Genomic DNA, 16,005 nt, shown 5'->3' on the forward strand with positions numbered 1-16,005 from the left:
GCATTAAAAAAGCAGTGCACAAGGTCACTGCTTTTTTATGCTTGTGTCGTTTAAATAACTCCGCTAAACGAGTTAACCAAGAACCTTAAATGCCCCCTGTAAGCCTTCTACCGCCATCTGGGTACCGATCACAGCTAGAATAAGTCCCATCATTCGAGTGATCGCTCCTAGCGCTGCGCTTCCTAAATAGCTGACCAAGCGACCACCAAAGATAAAGAACACATAAGTGATAACACACAGTACCCCGAACGAACCAATAGTACTAATGAGCTCTGGCGCGCCACCAGCTGCAGTATAATTCATCGCTGTTGCGATAGTGCCTGGCCCCGCTAAGATAGGCAGAGCTAAAGGTGATACAGCAACACTCAGTTTTGCTTCAAGAGATTCATCTTCAGGCTTATCTTTGTCATGGTGCACAGAAGATTGGTTGCCTTGTAGCATATGAAAGCCAATTAGAAATACCAGTAAGCCGCCTGTGATCCTAAAGGCGGATAGTGAAATACCAAATAAATGGAAGATAAACTGCCCCGATATAGCAAATAAACTAATAATCACAAAAGCGATAATTAATGCTCTAAAAGCGATTAGCCGAGTAGTCTTTTCATCATACTCTGAGGTCAGCCCTAAAAAAATTGGTACGTTCGCAATCGGATTCATTATGGCAAAGAAGCCCATAAAGACGGCCCCGACATGCATCCATATCCCATCCATGTATTATTTCCTTTGATTTGAGTCGTTCAGTTATAGATTATGCAGATATCTCATCCTATTACGACCCTTGAGCCACATCAATTAATTATTTTACACTGCAATTTACATATACAATGCTTTATCTTAGGTAGCAGATTTACATTATCGAATGATGGGATTGAATTATTTGAAGAGCTGTCCTTTCATTTTTCACCGCTCCCTACGTCACTCATAGGCAGCAATGGGCTTATGACTCTTAAAGTAAAAAAAATGCCGGATACAATATCCGGCATTTAGATGGAATTATGAAGTTTAACCTGCTTTTTTAAACTCAGTATAAGCTTCGCCTTCGCTTAACCATTTAGGTGCAGGTTCACCTTTTAGGTAATGATCAAAATATTGCATCATACGAATACTGTAATCTAACTTATTAGGGTACTTCTTAAGGTGATGCGGCTCATCTTCATACTGCAAAAACACCACGTCTTTTCCGGCACGACGCATTGCCAAATACAGCTCAACACCTTGTTCCCAAGGCACCGCATCATCTTTATCACCAAACATAATCATCATAGGTGTTTTAATACGTTCAACGTAAAACACCGGAGAATTCTCTATGTACTTCTGTGGTGACTTAAATAAACTTTCACCAATACGACTTTGCCCTGTTTCATACTGAAACTGCCTTGCTAAACCACTACCATGGCGAATACCACTATAAGCACTGGTCATATTAGATACAGGAGCACCAGTAACCGCCGCTTTAAAAATATTGGTTTTAGTCACGGCAAATGCCGTTTGGTAGCCGCCCCAAGAGTGACCTTGAATCCCTACTGCTTGTGGATCTGCAATCCCTATATCAACTAAATGCTGCACACCGGACGTCAATGCCTGTACTGAAGAATCACCAGGATAGCCCACTTCAAAACGAATATCAGGTAAGAAAATCGCGTAACCATTATCTGCAAACCATGCAAAATTAGGGCGGTGATTAATCTTCATCTGCGGAAAAGCATGCAATCTGTCGCTCATAAAGCGGTAGAAATACACCAATACCGGATAGCGTTGACCTTCAACATAATTCGTCGGCTTGATCAACACGCCATCTAATGGTTTACCGTCGCCATTAGTCCAATGTACAAGTTCAGACTGGCTCCAGTTAAAGGCGTCACGCTGTTTATCTAAATTCGTTTGACGCGTCGCATCTTGCGGGGCGCTATAACTAGCAGTGTAAAGATCTGGGAACAGATCATACTGTTCTTTTGAATAAACTATCGTTCGTGCATCCTTACTACGTGCGAGTAACTTAAGTTTATAGTCGCCATCCATTAATGGCTTAACCCCTGCAACGCCAACTTGAGCTTGATAAAACCCATCACCTTTAGTGACATCACTGTAGCCATGAAGTAACACTTTCTCGTCGTTTTTCAGCACAGCAGGCTTATTCTTATCTTCAACAAGTCCAGTTACACGATACTGAACTCCGTGCTTACGACCTTCACCAGCGGTTAGCGTGAAAGCATCATGTGATATGGTATTTACTTGCCAAATATCATATTTGTCATAAATTAATAACCCAGCATCACCTTTAATCCAAGGCCCTACTCCATAGCTTGGAGCATTTGAAGGATAATCATGATCTTCATTGGCAAATGACACGCCTAAGCTCTTAGTGATATTAGTCCGTCTATCTTGGGCTACTTCATAAAGAAACACATTGCCATGTAAATAGTAAGCAACAAATTTTTCGTCAGGCGATAACGTTGGTTCTTCTGAGCTGCTTTGCTGACTCAAAAGTGGAATTTTACGTCCGGTATTTAAATCGACTAAGTAAAAGTCACGGTAAAACCCAGCCCAAGTGATCATCTTACGGTAAGGTAAATCAGAGCTTGCAATCACAAAGCGTTGTTGCTGCTGAACCTCTACATCGGGAACATTAAGGTCACCAAGCTGAACTAAATTATTGCCATTAACATGCAATACCGCGAGATAAGTGCGCTTCATCTCTTTTTTATATTGCTTGATCTCATGTGGCTTAATCCGAGGATCATCCCCATGCCAAATTTTCAAAGCTCTTCCTGAAGTAATAACTTCTTTATCGAACAGGTCAGCTTCGTTTTCTACTTTAGCAATTTCTAGTTGTTGACTAACTTGAGGTACGCGGCCAAAGAACAAACGTTGGCTATCATCGGAAAAACGTAACTCAGCATAACGATTTAATGTCCAATCATCTGCTATTGGCGCTGCAATAACTTGATTAGTTTGCAAGTTAAGTAACGATAACTGATATTCGCGGCCATACGGCTCAACTTTAGCATTGCCATAGGTAAAGCCTAAATATTTACCATCATCACTTAATGCCACGGAACCGACTTGCTGCTGTTTAAAACTCTTAACTATCGTGGCTGTATCGTTGGCAAGCTTAACAAGTCTAAGCTCATGCTTATTAGTTTCGATATTATTTATTGCAAGCGCAAAATGTTGACCTGACTTATCAAAGTTCATGGCCGTAACATCTTTAAATTTAGTTGATTTCAACCCATTAAGTGAAACAAGTTCAACTAATGTGCCTTTGTCAAAATCATCGACTTTTATGTCGCTTTTACTATTTTTAGCGCTATCTACCGATTTTTCATCTTTTTTCTTATCTTCAGCTTCAAACCAAATAGCCAAGTGGCTACCTGTCTCATTGAATTCAAAAGATTTAACACGATCAAAACGTATTTCTTTGCCCGTTGTTGTATCTAATAAAACAACACCAGACTTTAATTTTTTCTTAGCTTTCTTATTAGCCTTCTCAGAGTCAAGTAAAGGCACTGCATCAACAAAAGCAACAAAGCGGCCATCATGGCTCACTTTTGGCTTGCTGGCTCCTTTTACACTAAACTGTTTATTGGTCGTTAAGCTTTTAACTAAACCATGGCTGTCTCCACGGTCTGGCTTAACTTCAACAGCTAGCATATTACCAGTATCTGAAATAACAGGCTTTTTAAGCGATTCAAATCGCATGATATCGTCGGGTGTAATGCTATTCGTAGCAGCCATGATGTTTGCTGAAAGCAAACTGGTCGAGAACAGCAATAATGACTTTATTGGTAGTGACTTCAAGGTCTTCCTCATTATTATTTTATTAGACTAAAGTAGACTTTTTAAGCTTCTGGCGAACAATCATCGTCATAAGCGGTAATTTATGCAAGTTACCCTACAGAAAAAAACGTGAGATTGCTCACTATTTACTGTGAAAGTTGTTTAAAAGTGTTTAAAATACGTCGCATAAAAAGAAAATATATCGAGTTACTTATCATGCCTCGTGGCATGGTTAGACAATTGCAGTAACGCCTAACCCTGGTAGGACTATACATGACAAAAAGAACTATAACCGTTATCCCTGGTGATGGGATTGGCCCAAGCATTATTGATTCAGCCCTTAAGATTCTTGATAAAGCAGGCTGTGATTTTGAATATGAATTTGCGGATGCAGGCCTTGTAGCTTTAGAAAAGCACGGTGAATTATTACCTCAGCGCACATTAGAACTTATCGAAAAGAACCGTATTACCTTAAAAGGCCCGCTAACAACACCTGTTGGTGAAGGTTTTACTTCAATCAACGTAAGCCTACGTAAGCAATTTAGCTTGTATGCAAACGTGCGCCCTGTTTTGTCGTTTAAAGGCACTCAAGCTCGTTACGACAACATCGACATCATCACGGTACGTGAAAACACCGAAGGTATGTATTCAGGCCTAGGCCAAACAGTATCTGATGATGGTGCAACTGCAGAAGCGACAAGTATTATTACTCGTCAAGGCGCTGAGCAGATCACGACTTTCGCTTATGAGCTAGCTCGAAAAGAAGGACGTAAAAAAGTCACTATCGTCCACAAAGCTAACATCATGAAGTCAACTTCAGGTTTATTCCTGAAAGTTGCACGCGAAGTCAGCTTACGTTACCCAGACATCACTACTGAAGAAATGATTGTTGATGCAACTTGCATGAAACTGGTAATGAACCCAGAAAACTTCGATGTGATTGTTACTACGAACCTATTTGGTGACATTTTATCAGACTTATGTGCTGGTCTTGTTGGCGGTCTAGGTATGGCTCCTGGAGCCAACATCGGTAGCGATGCAGCAATCTTTGAAGCGGTACATGGCAGTGCGCCAGACATCGCAGGTAAGAATCTTGCAAACCCAACATCAGTTGTTCTAGCATCAATCCAAATGCTTGAGTATTTAGGCATGTCAGATAAAGCGGAGCTTATCCGCAGTGCTATCACCGCAGTAATTGAAGAAGGTGACCGTACAACGCGCGATCTTGGCGGTACTCACGGCACAACTGATTTCACTCAAGCAGTGATCGAGCGTTTATCATAATTTAATCACCTGAATTAGTTCAGGCCATTAAATAAAAAGACCCCATGTTTTCACATAGGGTCTTTTTTTATCTGTAATCGATTAGCATTATGACTATCTTGCTATATTTACCAAGGCTGACTTGGACGTAAGCAAAGGTGCACAGTCACTTCATCACGGTCATGGTAAAGATGCTTAGCGGCAATAGAGAAATCGTCCACGCCATTTTCTTTTAAGATCTCGGCCATGGTCTCAAGAATCGTTGAAACTTCTTTATAACGCGCTTTCATCGGCAGTTTAAGATTGAAAATAGACTCTTTAAACCAACCATTTATTGCCCAAGCCTCAATTAGCTCAGCAACACGTGATGGCTTTTCAATCATGTCACACACCAGCCAAGTAATGTTCTTTCTTGGTGGCTCAAATCTAAAACCGTCTGCTTGGTAATGCTTTACCTGTCCAGTATCCATTAGGCCTTGATCCATCGGACCATTATCAACTGCAGCAACAAACATACCGCGGCGAACAAGCTGATATGTCCAACCGCCTGGGCAAGCACCAAGATCGACCGCTTTCATACCGCTGCTTAGACGCGTTTCTTGCTCTTCTTTAGGAATAAAGTGAATAAAGGCCTCATCAAGCTTTAAGGTTGAGCGACTTGGCGCGTCAGCTGCAATCTTAAGTCTTGGGATCCCCATAAAATAAGGAGAGCTATTGTTACTTAATGAGTAACCAACATAAGCTTGACCTGAAGCAACAAAACATACGTGAATAATTGGACGCTTCGGGTTTTCCTTTTCAAGCAAAGTACCTGACTTTTTCAATGCTTGGCGTAGCGGCACAGTAAACTTACGGCAGAAGTTAGATAACTCTTTCGCTTCGTTGGTGTCAGGAGTTTCAACACGCAACTCACCCGCTTTGTTTACTTGGTTTAAGGCTTCAACGATTGGGCCAATTCTATCTTGCTCAGGTAAACCTTTAAGCAACTCTTTTGCTGCAAACATCTGTCTGGCAAAAATAAGTGAGTCTAGGCTGATATTTTTCGCCAGAACTTCAGCATCACCGGCTTGAAAGCACTGAAAAATGACGTAAGCATCATTGGTATTGGTTTTTACAAAACCACCAATATCGAGCTCCGCCGCGCGCACTTGGATCTCTGCTGCGCAATCTTTTTCGTAACCAGCACGGCAAAATAAAAATAGGTTTATCATTGAATTTCCTGAAGATAAAATAATATCAATCGAAATGCCTGTCATAAATTAACGAATCAGGCTTTCAAAAGCATAGCGTGTAAACAGCTTGCATTATTGAAAAGTTGATATAAAAAAGCGGCCAACAAAGTTGTTGGCCGCTATTTTACACTGTTCAAGCTTAGCTGTGTACTGTCTAATATTTAATTATCAGCGTTCAAGCACAAACATAAGCCCACATCGCACTTAATCGAGTTCTTTGACTCGATTACGCCATACTGCCACTGCAATAAATAGCCAACCAAGCAAGAAACACACACCGCCTATAGGCGTCACAGGACCAGTCCACTTGGCGCCAATCAACGCATACATATACAATGATCCAGAAAATAAAATCATACCCGCAATAAACATATAACCCGCCCAATCCAATAAGCGAGATTTTAGCCAGTGACCAGCAAAAGCCACTGCGATTAACGCAAAGGTATGGTAAAACTGATATTCAACACCTAAGTTAAAAATCGCAATCAACTCAGGTGGAGCAACATTCTTTAAACCATGAGCACCAAATGCCCCTAATGCTACAGCAATGAAACCGCTTAACGCTGCAAGCAGCAAAAATCCATTACGCATTAACCCTCTCCCCTTTAAATCAACAGTAAAAGATATTCAAACCCGCAAAAAATAACGGGTTAAACCTGTGCTATAAATTCTTGAGCTACAAAAATAGCCTTATCTAGGTTAGCCTCTAAGCTAGTGCCTGACGACTTTCGTGGCTTAAAACTATGATCGCCATCGATTAACCAATGTAACTGCACTTTGTTCATAACAGGCCAAGTTTCAACCAAGCCTTTATAACCAAACTTATCCCGCTCACCTTGAATGACTAATATAGGGGCTAGGCACTGCTCTATTGGCTCAAGACGAGCCTCACCACCGCTAAGTGGAATAAAGGGGTAACCTAAACATACTACGCCATCGACAGCCAAACTTTCAGCCAATATCGCGGACATGCGCCCACCCATAGACTTACCAACAAGAAATACACGTTTTGGCTGAAACTGCTGCTTTAAAATACTCAACTGTAGCGCGTAATCAGCAATGAGCTTTGGCGCTCTATCCGGTGGACGACGTTTTCCGTCAATCGCATTAGCGCGCATATAAGGAAAGTTAAACCGCACGACTCGAGTAGAACTCGTTGCCAACCCTTCTGCCATCGTTGTCATAAATTCATGATGCATATTCGCACCAGCGCCATGAGTCAACACAATAAGCGTGTCTATCAATTCTTCCGAGTGATCATCTTTCGTTTTGCTAACATCAATTAGAAATTGCTCAGTATCGAAAACTAAATCACCGTCAGATAACGACGCTACCGCAGAACTTAGCTCACCATCAAGATAAGCTTGTTTTAGCCTATCCTGTAAGCAACTCACTACGTGTCTCCTCTTCAAACATATCTAGCATCCACTCTCTGAACGCTGCCACTTTACCGATTTCAGCGTGATTTTGCTGACACACTAAGTAATATGCATTTTTACTGACTAAAACTTCAGGGAATGGACAAACAAGGCGACCCGCCTTAATATCCGGCCTTGCAAGTACACTGTATCCTAGCGCCACACCTTGGCCGTGAGCCGCAGCCTGTAATACTAATGAAGAATGACTAAATATTGGACCTTGGTTCACATTAATATCAGTAATTCCACATTGCCTAAACCACGCCTGCCAATCTTGACGGCTTGAATCATGTAAAAGAGTGTGATTTTTAAGATCGCTTGGCTTTTCTAATGGCTTAGGGCCGTTAAGTAATAGCGGTGAACAAACCGGAATAAGTACTTCATTTCTAAGCTTGTCAGCACGCATGCCTTGCCAGTTACCCATACCGTAATAAATAGCGACATCGACATCATCAGTTAATGAGCCATCTTCATCATCAACCGCTTTAATTCGTACATCAATCTCTGGGTTTTTCTCACTAAACTTAGCGAGTCTTGGCACTAGCCACTGGATCGCAAAGCTAGGCGAGGTGGCTACTGTAAGCGAACCAATAGCACTTCGAGCAAGCAGTCTATCGGTAGCATCAGCTAGCTGGGTAAAGATATCTTTGATATCGAGAAAATAGCTCTGCCCTTCTTCCGTTAGTAGTAAAGAACGGTTCTTTCGACGGAATAATTTTAATCCGAGATACTCTTCCAAAGCCTTAATTTGATGACTAACTGCAGCCTGGGTTACAAACAGTTCTTCGGCCGCACGAGTAAAGCTCAAATGCCTAGCTGCTGCCTCAAATGCCTTAACTGCATTTAGGGGAGGTAATCGTCTTGCCATAGTGATCCAGATCCCGATTTTTAATTAGTTTTTCTAATGGGTATTGTTACATTTTATCGTTTGTAAAGGCCAGCCATTTTGGTCAAAATCTGCGCCAACAAAACGATATTAGTTGGACAGCCTCTACGACGTAAATGGGGAATGTCTAACAACCCGAATATAAGCCTGGAGGCTACCGCGTATGTTAAACCTTAAATCAGTACTTGTTATTGCTACTCTTAGCCTATCAGCAACCGTAAGCGCTGACGAAACCAACATTGATACCAAAGATGTTGAAGCAACACTAACAGCTAACCTAGCAGAAAGCATGGAATTAATGCAGTCTCAGTTAACTTCTGAACTTAATACTATGCTAATTACTGATGAGCAAAAGAAGAACGAAGAAGCAACAGCTAAAGTAATGCTTGCTGACTAAAAGCGTTTTTAAGGCTTTCTTAAAACCACCTAATAGGTGGTTTTTTTGTATCTAATACTCGGCACTTTTAAACTAACTACTAGCGTGAACATACAAAAAAGGCGACTCAAATAAAGTCGCCTTTGTCATACTTAAACTAATCAGCCCTTAACAACGGGCATTAAGGACGGTAGACCTTAACATTCGCGTAACCTTGCTCTTGCAGATAAAGTGCTTGTAGCTTACTCATTACACCGCGGTCGCAATACAATAAGTAACTCTTGTCTTTATCTAGATCAGCAAATTGAGTCGCCAACTTGTAGAAAGGAATCGCTTTCACTTCAACACCATCAACTTCTAAAGGAGACTTCTCTTCCTCTTCTGGTGCTCGGACGTCAATAATAACTTCACCCGCGTTAATCGCATCTACTGTTTCTGTTTCAGTGATTTTAGTATCCATCTGCGCAGCAATCTCCCTAATATCGATAATTTCAGCATCGGCAATCACGCGATCAAGTAGGTCTTCTGAGAACTTAGCCTCTTCAGCCTCTACTTTTGATAAAACTGCTTTAACCGTTGGCTTTTGAGAAATCACACCACAATATTCAGGAATTGACTTAGCAAAATCTTCAGTACCGATTTGACGGCTTAAATTGATAATATCTTGCTTGTCCATAGCGATAAGTGGACGCAAAATTAACTGCTCAGTACAACGATCAATGACATTTAAGTTAGTCAATGTTTGGCTAGATACCTGCCCCATTGCCTCACCTGTTACCAGTGCTTGAATACCCATTTTCTGTGCAACACGAGCTGCAGCTCGCATCATCATACGCTTTAGAACCACACCCATTTGGCCATTGTCTACACGTTCAAGGATCTCTTGCACTACAGGATCAAAAGGTACAGAAATAAACTTAACCTTATGCGATTCACCGTACTTCTGCCATAAGTGGTAAGCCACCTGCTTAACGCCTATCTCGTGTTGATCGCCACCTAAGTTAAAGAAACAGTAGTGAGTACGAGAGCCACGCTTGATAAACTGATAGCTAGAAACACCTGAGTCAAAACCACCAGAGATCAAAGATAATACATCTTCTTGGGTGGCCATAGGGAAACCACCAAGACCTGCGATACGCTTATCAACAAGATAAAGATTGTCATTTTCAATCTCTAGGTTAACAGTCATATCAGGATCTTTTAAGCGTACACCTGCAGCGTCGGTAAACTGGTTTAAACCACCACCAACATAACGCTCTACTTCAATTGAATTAAAGTCATGCTTACCAGCACGCTTTACACGTACGCAAAATGTTTTACCTGCGAGTTCTTCTTTATAAACAGCTAGAGTTTGCTTATAGATATCATCAACAGAGGTGAAAGTACTTACACTTACTTGCAATACGTGGGCGATACCTGGAATACAAGCTAAACGTTCACCGAAAGCTTCAACCAGATCAGGTCTATCATCTGGCACCATAACCATGATTTTGTCCCACTGGCGCTGCACTTTAGCAGTCTCGTCGACCTTTTTAAGTACGTTACGAATGTTGGTTTCAAGCATTTTGGTAAAACGCATTCTTACCGGCTTGCTTTTCATCATGATTTCAGGGAACAGTTTTACGATAAATTTCATTGGTCTTCCGCGAGGAGTTGTTTAAACAGCAATTAACCGATTATAACAAGATAGCGTAGCAATTGCGTATATCCATTCTCAGTTTGTCTCGACAAAATAGTAAATATTCTGCCCAAAACCGGCTTAATAAGCTAAATGAGCACCTCAAAAACTAAAACACGCAATTAAGTTTCCCTAATTGCGTATTGGCTTGTACTCGCTAAGTGATTACTGACTTACTTGGATCTCATCAGATTCTTTCGCTTTCCCTTGTTCAATGGCAATCTCAACTCGACGATTACGTGCTCGGTTAGCGGCTGAATCATTTTTAACTAATGGATCTGATGACGCCATACCAACCACTTTCATGCGTTGCTGATTAAAACCTTTCACTCTTACAAGTTCATGAGCCACGGCTACCGCACGCTTACTTGATAAATCCCAATTAGAGCTATAAAGCTCATTAGAAATATTCCAGTCATCGGTATGACCAGAAACAGTCACAATGCCAGGAACGTCTTTAAGTAAATCACCCACACGGCGTACCACAGGTTTAAACCTTGGCTGTAAAAAACCTGAACCTGATGCGAAAGCCCCTTTTTCGCGGATACGAATAATGATCTGCTGCCCTAATGATTCAATTTCAATCGCGCCATCAACAATTTCTTTATTGAGCTCCTGCGCCATCTTCTTCACTTGCTCGTTAATCTTATCTTGAGCAGAGGCTTGAGTCTTAGTTGCTTCGGTTTCAGCTTGTGCTTCACTTTCGGCTTTTGCTTCGGCTTCTCTTGCTTCTACAGCCGTCGCTGATGCTTGCCCTCCACGTTGCTCGCCTCTTTGCTCTTGAATGCCGCCAGCACTAGAATCCTCGCCTTCTTGAAACTCAAGCATAGGCTCGGTCATTTCATTGGTTTGCTGGTTAATGATTTCAATCGGGGTTGGTTCTGGCTTGCCTGGTCGAAACTCTAACGCTATAACCGAGGTTCCTTTCGGGATGTCTTTCACTTCCACTTTATTTTGCACACCAAAGGCGTACTTCATTGAACCCGCAATCTGCTTGAACTTCATAACGTCCATTTCAGAAAATGCCAGTAAAAGTACGAAAAAGCACATTAGCAACGACATTAAATCAGCAAATGTTGCCAGCCACAAAGGTGCTCCGGGCGGCGGGCAATCACATTTGGCTTTCTTAGCCATCCGCTTACGCCCCGCCCAAAGTGTCTATTGTTCTTGATTTTTCAGATAGATAATTCTTAAGGAACCCTTCAATAACTCTTGGGTTTTGTCCGTCTTGAATGGCAAGCACCGCATCCATAATCAGGTTACGATTAAGCATCTCTTCATTCATTCGCAGCGATAACTTATCAGCAATAGGCAGTGCAACCATGTTAGCGACAACAGCACCGTACAAGGTGGTTAACAGTGCAACGGCCATTGCAGGACCAATCGATTTAGGGTCGTCCATATTCGATAACATGCCCACCAGACCAATGAGGGTACCGATCATGCCCATAGCAGGTGCAACATCACCAATAGATTTAAAGATGCCAATACCGGTTTTATGTCGCTCCTCAGTTAATGCGATATCTTTTTCTAGCGCGTCACGCACCACATCACCATCGTGACCATCCACCAACATATCAACCGCTTTTTGCATAAAGCTATTGCTGATCTCTGCCTCTTCCAAGGCTAAGAACCCACCTTTTCGAGCAGCGTCAGCCATAGAGATAGATTGCTCTATAAGATCTTCAGGGCGATCCAGTTTAAAAATAAATGCTTTAGCAGCAATCTTAGCGGAGCCCAAAAACTGCTTGAGGTTATATTTCATCATTACCACAAACAAAGAACCGATTAACACGATGAGAATCGATGGGACGTTAATAAAGATGGCAATGCCACCACTACTGACCATTGCCATAATAATAAAGACAAATGCGCCAATAAGTCCGATTAGGGTTGCTAAATCCAAAACTGCTCCTCAAATACAATCCGATACACTGTTACCAGTCTCGAATATCAACGGCTACATATAATGCAGGGAATAAATTAGTAGCGACAATATTACGCCTTAAGTGATACGGCAAGTGACAAGTTACCAAACATCACATCAAGCGCTATATTTTTACTATTGCAACTTATATAACGACCAAATAATCGATCTCTTGAGTGATTTTTCCAGCAAATCTTGTGCAGTTTCCGTTAAAATGGCATTTCGCTCGCAGGACGGTGTTTGCAACTATCGATAACAAGCTGATCGATAATTTGCCGACATACGTATGCTTTACTAACTCAATTAATGTGTGTTTGATATTGAAAGCGTGCTTTTGCGCAAATAGTCAACGGCTTAATTTGACCCATGTGCCCTGCTGATATACTTTGTGTACCGCTTATTTCTAGGAATGAATATTGTGGCAAAAAAACCAGAAAACCTCTCATTTGAAGATTCACTTTCCGAGCTAGAAAAAATCGTAACCGACTTAGAGCATGGTGATGTGTCACTTGATGATGCACTCAAGCAATTTGAGCGCGGCATTAAACTTGTGCGCAACAGCCAAAATAAATTAGAAAACGCACAGCAAAAAGTCGCCGTACTAATGCAAGAAGAGGGTGTAGACACTCTCAAACCTTATGATACCGAGGGTGAGTAATTGTTAGAAGAGTCACTTAAACGCTACCAGCAACGTATCAATCAACAACTTGAGTTGCGAATTGATGCGCTTGCCGATATCGAGCCAACCCTAAAAGCAGCCATGAAACATGGTGCCTTAATCGGCGGCAAGCGTATTCGACCATTTTTGGTCTATGCTATCGGCGATATGTTAGGTGTCAAACTGGCAACCCTTGACTCATGTGCAGCCTCTATTGAGTGCGTTCATGCCTACTCGTTAATCCATGATGACCTCCCTGCAATGGATGATGACGCCTTGCGCCGTGGTCAACCGACTGTGCATATCGCATTTGATGAAGCAACAGCAATTCTAGCTGGTGATGCTTTACAAGCATTGGCATTTGAAATTATCAGTGACCCGATAGAAAACATTACTCCATCACAGAATTTGGCTATGGTTAAAGCCTTAGCTAATGCCTCTGGGTATAGTGGTATGTGTGGTGGTCAGGCGATGGATCTTAACGCCACCAATAAGCAAATTGAATTAGCCACATTAATACAGCTACACAAACTAAAAACAGGTGCGCTTATTCGTTGTGCAGTGGAGTTTGCCATCATCGCCGCCAAGGTTAATCAAGAAGAGCGTAAAGCGTTGCTCGACTTTGCCGATGCCATTGGCCTTGCTTTCCAAGTGCAAGATGACGTGCTCGATATTATCGCTAGCACAGAAGAGCTAGGAAAGCCCCAAGGCTCAGATACAGATTCAAACAAAAGCACCTATCCAAAGTTGCTTGGTTTAGAGGGCGCTCAAGAAACTGCGGCAAGTTTGATTGAGGACGCACTATCAGCGCTGGCTAAATTACCATACAATAGCCAGTTAATTGCAGAATTCGCCCGTTACATCATTGAGCGAAGAGTTTAATAAAGAGACAAAGAATCTCGTATGAGTTTTGATATTTCTCAATTCCCTGTGCTTGCACAGGCTAATACGCCAGATGAGCTAAGACAGCTCCCTCAAGCCGTGTTGCCACAATTGGCAGACGAACTTAGAGGTTTCTTATTGAAGTCTGTGGGTAAATCAAGCGGTCACTTCGCATCGGGTCTAGGCACGGTGGAACTGACTGTTGCACTTCATTACGTGTATAACACGCCTTTTGACAGATTAGTTTGGGACGTTGGTCACCAAGCTTATCCGCACAAAATCCTAACGGGTCGCCGTGAAAAGATGCACACCATTCGCCAAAAAGGCGGGGTGCACCCATTCCCATGGCGCGAAGAAAGTGAATACGACACTTTTAGTGTGGGTCACTCAGGCACTTCTATCAGTGCTGCACTTGCGATGGCTGTTGCGGCTGAAAAAGAACAAGCAGGTCGTAAAGTCGTTGCCGTTATTGGTGACGGTGCAATGACCGGTGGTATGGTGTTTGAAGCCATGAACCATGCTGGTGACTTACACAATGACATGCTAGTAGTGCTAAACGATAACGAGATGTCTATCTCTGAAAACGTTGGCGCACTCAATAACCACCTTGCACAATTAATGTCTGGCCGCTTCTACACCACGATTCGTGAAAGCAGCAAGAAAGTGCTTAAAGGTATGCCAGTTATCAAAGAGATGGCTAAGCGCACCGAAGAGCACCTTAAAGGTATGGTGGTTCCAGGCACTTTATTTGAAGAGCTAGGCTTTAACTACATAGGCCCAATTGACGGCCATGACGTAGATGCGCTTGTTGAAACCATGCGCAATATGCGCAACTTAAGTGGCCCACAAGTACTGCACATCATGACCAAGAAAGGTCGTGGTTACGAGCCTGCTGAGAAAGATCCAATCGGCTGGCACGCGGTACCAAAGTTTGATCCATCAACCTTTGAAAAGCCTGCAGCTAAACCATCTGATCCAACCTTCTCGGAAGTGTTTGGTAAGTGGTTATGCGACGTTGCCGAAAAAGATGAAAAAGTCCTCGCTATTACGCCTGCTATGCGCGAAGGTTCAGGGATGGTTGAGTTCTCTCAGCGTTTTCCTAAGCAATACTTTGACGCTGCAATTGCCGAGCAACATGCGGTGACTTTAGGTGCAGGCTTTGCTTGTGAAGGTTATAAACCTGTCGTCGCGATCTATTCAACTTTCTTGCAGCGCGGTTATGATCAGTTGATCCATGACGTCGCACTACAAAGATTACCGGTACTATTTGCAATCGACCGTGGTGGTATTGTCGGTGCCGATGGCCCGACTCACCAAGGTGCATTTGATTTAAGCTTTATGCGTACAGTGCCAAATATGGTGATAATGGCACCATCTGATGAAAACGAATGTCGTCAGATGCTATATACCGGTTACTGCTATAACGACGGCCCTACAGCTGTGCGTTACCCTCGCGGTAGTGCTACCGGTGCTAAGCAAGTTGAAACCATGACAGCAATGCCAATTGGTAAAGGCTTAATCAAACGTCAAGGCAACAAAATTGCCATCCTTAACTTTGGTACCTTGTTAGCAAGCAGTTTAACCGCTGCTGAAGCGTTAGATGCCACTGTTGCCGATATGCGTTTTGTTAAACCATTAGATGTCGAACTGGTTAAAGATCTAGCAGCAAACCACGATGTATTAGTCACTGTTGAAGAGAACGCCATTATGGGCGGAGCTGGTTCTGGCGTACTAGAACTACTACAACAGCTAAAAATGCCTAAACCTGTGTTACAGATTGGTTTACCGGATGAGTTCATCAAACACGGTGCACCAGATGAAATCACCAGTGAACTTGGTTTAGATGCAGCAGGTATTCAAAAGCAGATTGAAGACTTCATTGCTTAAATAACCTATCAAATACCACAA

General features: G+C 42.4%; 14 protein-coding genes. 5 read left to right on the forward strand and 9 right to left on the reverse strand.

The window, feature by feature from the left end; translation table 11 throughout:
* Positions 1-72: 72 nt before the first annotated feature.
* The gene (locus AB4298_RS15435) at positions 73-711 is read right to left on the reverse strand and encodes a MarC family protein (RefSeq protein WP_248998603.1); all 639 of its coding nucleotides are present in this window, start codon (positions 709-711) and stop codon (positions 73-75) included.
* 291 nt (positions 712-1,002) lie between these two features.
* Positions 1,003-3,798, reverse strand: coding sequence for an alpha/beta hydrolase family protein (locus tag AB4298_RS15440; protein WP_248998604.1), 2,796 nt, complete (start codon positions 3,796-3,798; stop codon positions 1,003-1,005).
* Between the two features lie 252 nt (positions 3,799-4,050).
* Between AB4298_RS15440 and AB4298_RS15445 the strand changes: the two genes are divergently transcribed.
* The gene (locus AB4298_RS15445) at positions 4,051-5,061 is read left to right on the forward strand and encodes an isocitrate dehydrogenase (protein ID WP_248998605.1); all 1,011 of its coding nucleotides are present in this window, start codon (positions 4,051-4,053) and stop codon (positions 5,059-5,061) included.
* Between the two features lie 107 nt (positions 5,062-5,168).
* Here the strand turns inward: AB4298_RS15445 and rlmM are convergent, their stop codons facing one another.
* From rlmM to gcvA, 4 genes are all read right to left on the reverse strand, one after another.
* A complete protein-coding gene (rlmM, locus tag AB4298_RS15450; RefSeq protein WP_371987413.1) occupies positions 5,169-6,251 on the reverse strand; it encodes a 23S rRNA (cytidine(2498)-2'-O)-methyltransferase RlmM in 1,083 nt (360 codons plus the stop codon).
* A 225-nt stretch (positions 6,252-6,476) separates the two neighbouring features.
* Complete coding sequence (locus AB4298_RS15455) at positions 6,477-6,863, reverse strand: DUF423 domain-containing protein (RefSeq protein WP_248998607.1); 387 nt, start codon at positions 6,861-6,863, stop codon at positions 6,477-6,479.
* Positions 6,864-6,922: 59 nt separating this feature from the next.
* Entirely contained in the window at positions 6,923-7,555 is a 633-nt protein-coding gene (locus AB4298_RS15460) for an alpha/beta fold hydrolase (RefSeq protein ID WP_248998755.1), read from the reverse strand.
* A gap of 91 nt (positions 7,556-7,646) precedes the next feature.
* Entirely contained in the window at positions 7,647-8,558 is a 912-nt protein-coding gene (gene gcvA, locus AB4298_RS15465; RefSeq protein WP_248998608.1) for a transcriptional regulator GcvA, read from the reverse strand.
* A 181-nt stretch (positions 8,559-8,739) separates the two neighbouring features.
* Between gcvA and AB4298_RS15470 the strand changes: the two genes are divergently transcribed.
* On the forward strand, positions 8,740-8,973 hold the full coding sequence (locus AB4298_RS15470; RefSeq protein ID WP_248998609.1) for a hypothetical protein: 234 nt from the start codon (positions 8,740-8,742) through the stop codon (positions 8,971-8,973).
* Positions 8,974-9,133: 160 nt separating this feature from the next.
* Here the strand turns inward: AB4298_RS15470 and thiI are convergent, their stop codons facing one another.
* The 3 genes from thiI to pomA all read right to left on the reverse strand — a co-directional run bounded on the left by thiI (position 9,134) and on the right by pomA (position 12,536).
* The gene (thiI, locus tag AB4298_RS15475; protein ID WP_371987416.1) at positions 9,134-10,588 is read right to left on the reverse strand and encodes a tRNA uracil 4-sulfurtransferase ThiI; all 1,455 of its coding nucleotides are present in this window, start codon (positions 10,586-10,588) and stop codon (positions 9,134-9,136) included.
* A gap of 207 nt (positions 10,589-10,795) precedes the next feature.
* A complete protein-coding gene (locus AB4298_RS15480) occupies positions 10,796-11,764 on the reverse strand; it encodes a flagellar motor protein MotB (RefSeq protein ID WP_248998611.1) in 969 nt (322 codons plus the stop codon).
* Between the two features lie 4 nt (positions 11,765-11,768).
* A complete protein-coding gene (pomA, locus tag AB4298_RS15485; protein WP_248998612.1) occupies positions 11,769-12,536 on the reverse strand; it encodes a flagellar motor protein PomA in 768 nt (255 codons plus the stop codon).
* A gap of 439 nt (positions 12,537-12,975) precedes the next feature.
* Between pomA and xseB the strand changes: the two genes are divergently transcribed.
* Genes xseB through dxs form a run of 3 tightly spaced genes read left to right on the forward strand, consistent with a single transcriptional unit; the run spans position 12,976 to position 15,984 of the window.
* The gene (xseB, locus tag AB4298_RS15490) at positions 12,976-13,215 is read left to right on the forward strand and encodes an exodeoxyribonuclease VII small subunit (RefSeq protein ID WP_248998613.1); all 240 of its coding nucleotides are present in this window, start codon (positions 12,976-12,978) and stop codon (positions 13,213-13,215) included.
* Positions 13,216-14,097: a (2E,6E)-farnesyl diphosphate synthase gene (gene ispA, locus AB4298_RS15495; protein ID WP_248998614.1), complete on the forward strand. Its 882-nt coding sequence runs from the start codon at positions 13,216-13,218 to the stop codon at positions 14,095-14,097. It begins immediately after the preceding gene.
* Between the two features lie 21 nt (positions 14,098-14,118).
* Positions 14,119-15,984, forward strand: coding sequence for a 1-deoxy-D-xylulose-5-phosphate synthase (gene dxs / locus AB4298_RS15500; protein WP_371987419.1), 1,866 nt, complete (start codon positions 14,119-14,121; stop codon positions 15,982-15,984).
* The last annotated feature ends 21 nt before the right edge of the window (positions 15,985-16,005 follow it).

The organism is Shewanella sp. 10N.261.52.F9 (assembly GCF_041471165.1).
GTDB classification, from domain to species: Bacteria; Pseudomonadota; Gammaproteobacteria; order Enterobacterales; family Shewanellaceae; genus Shewanella; species Shewanella marinintestina.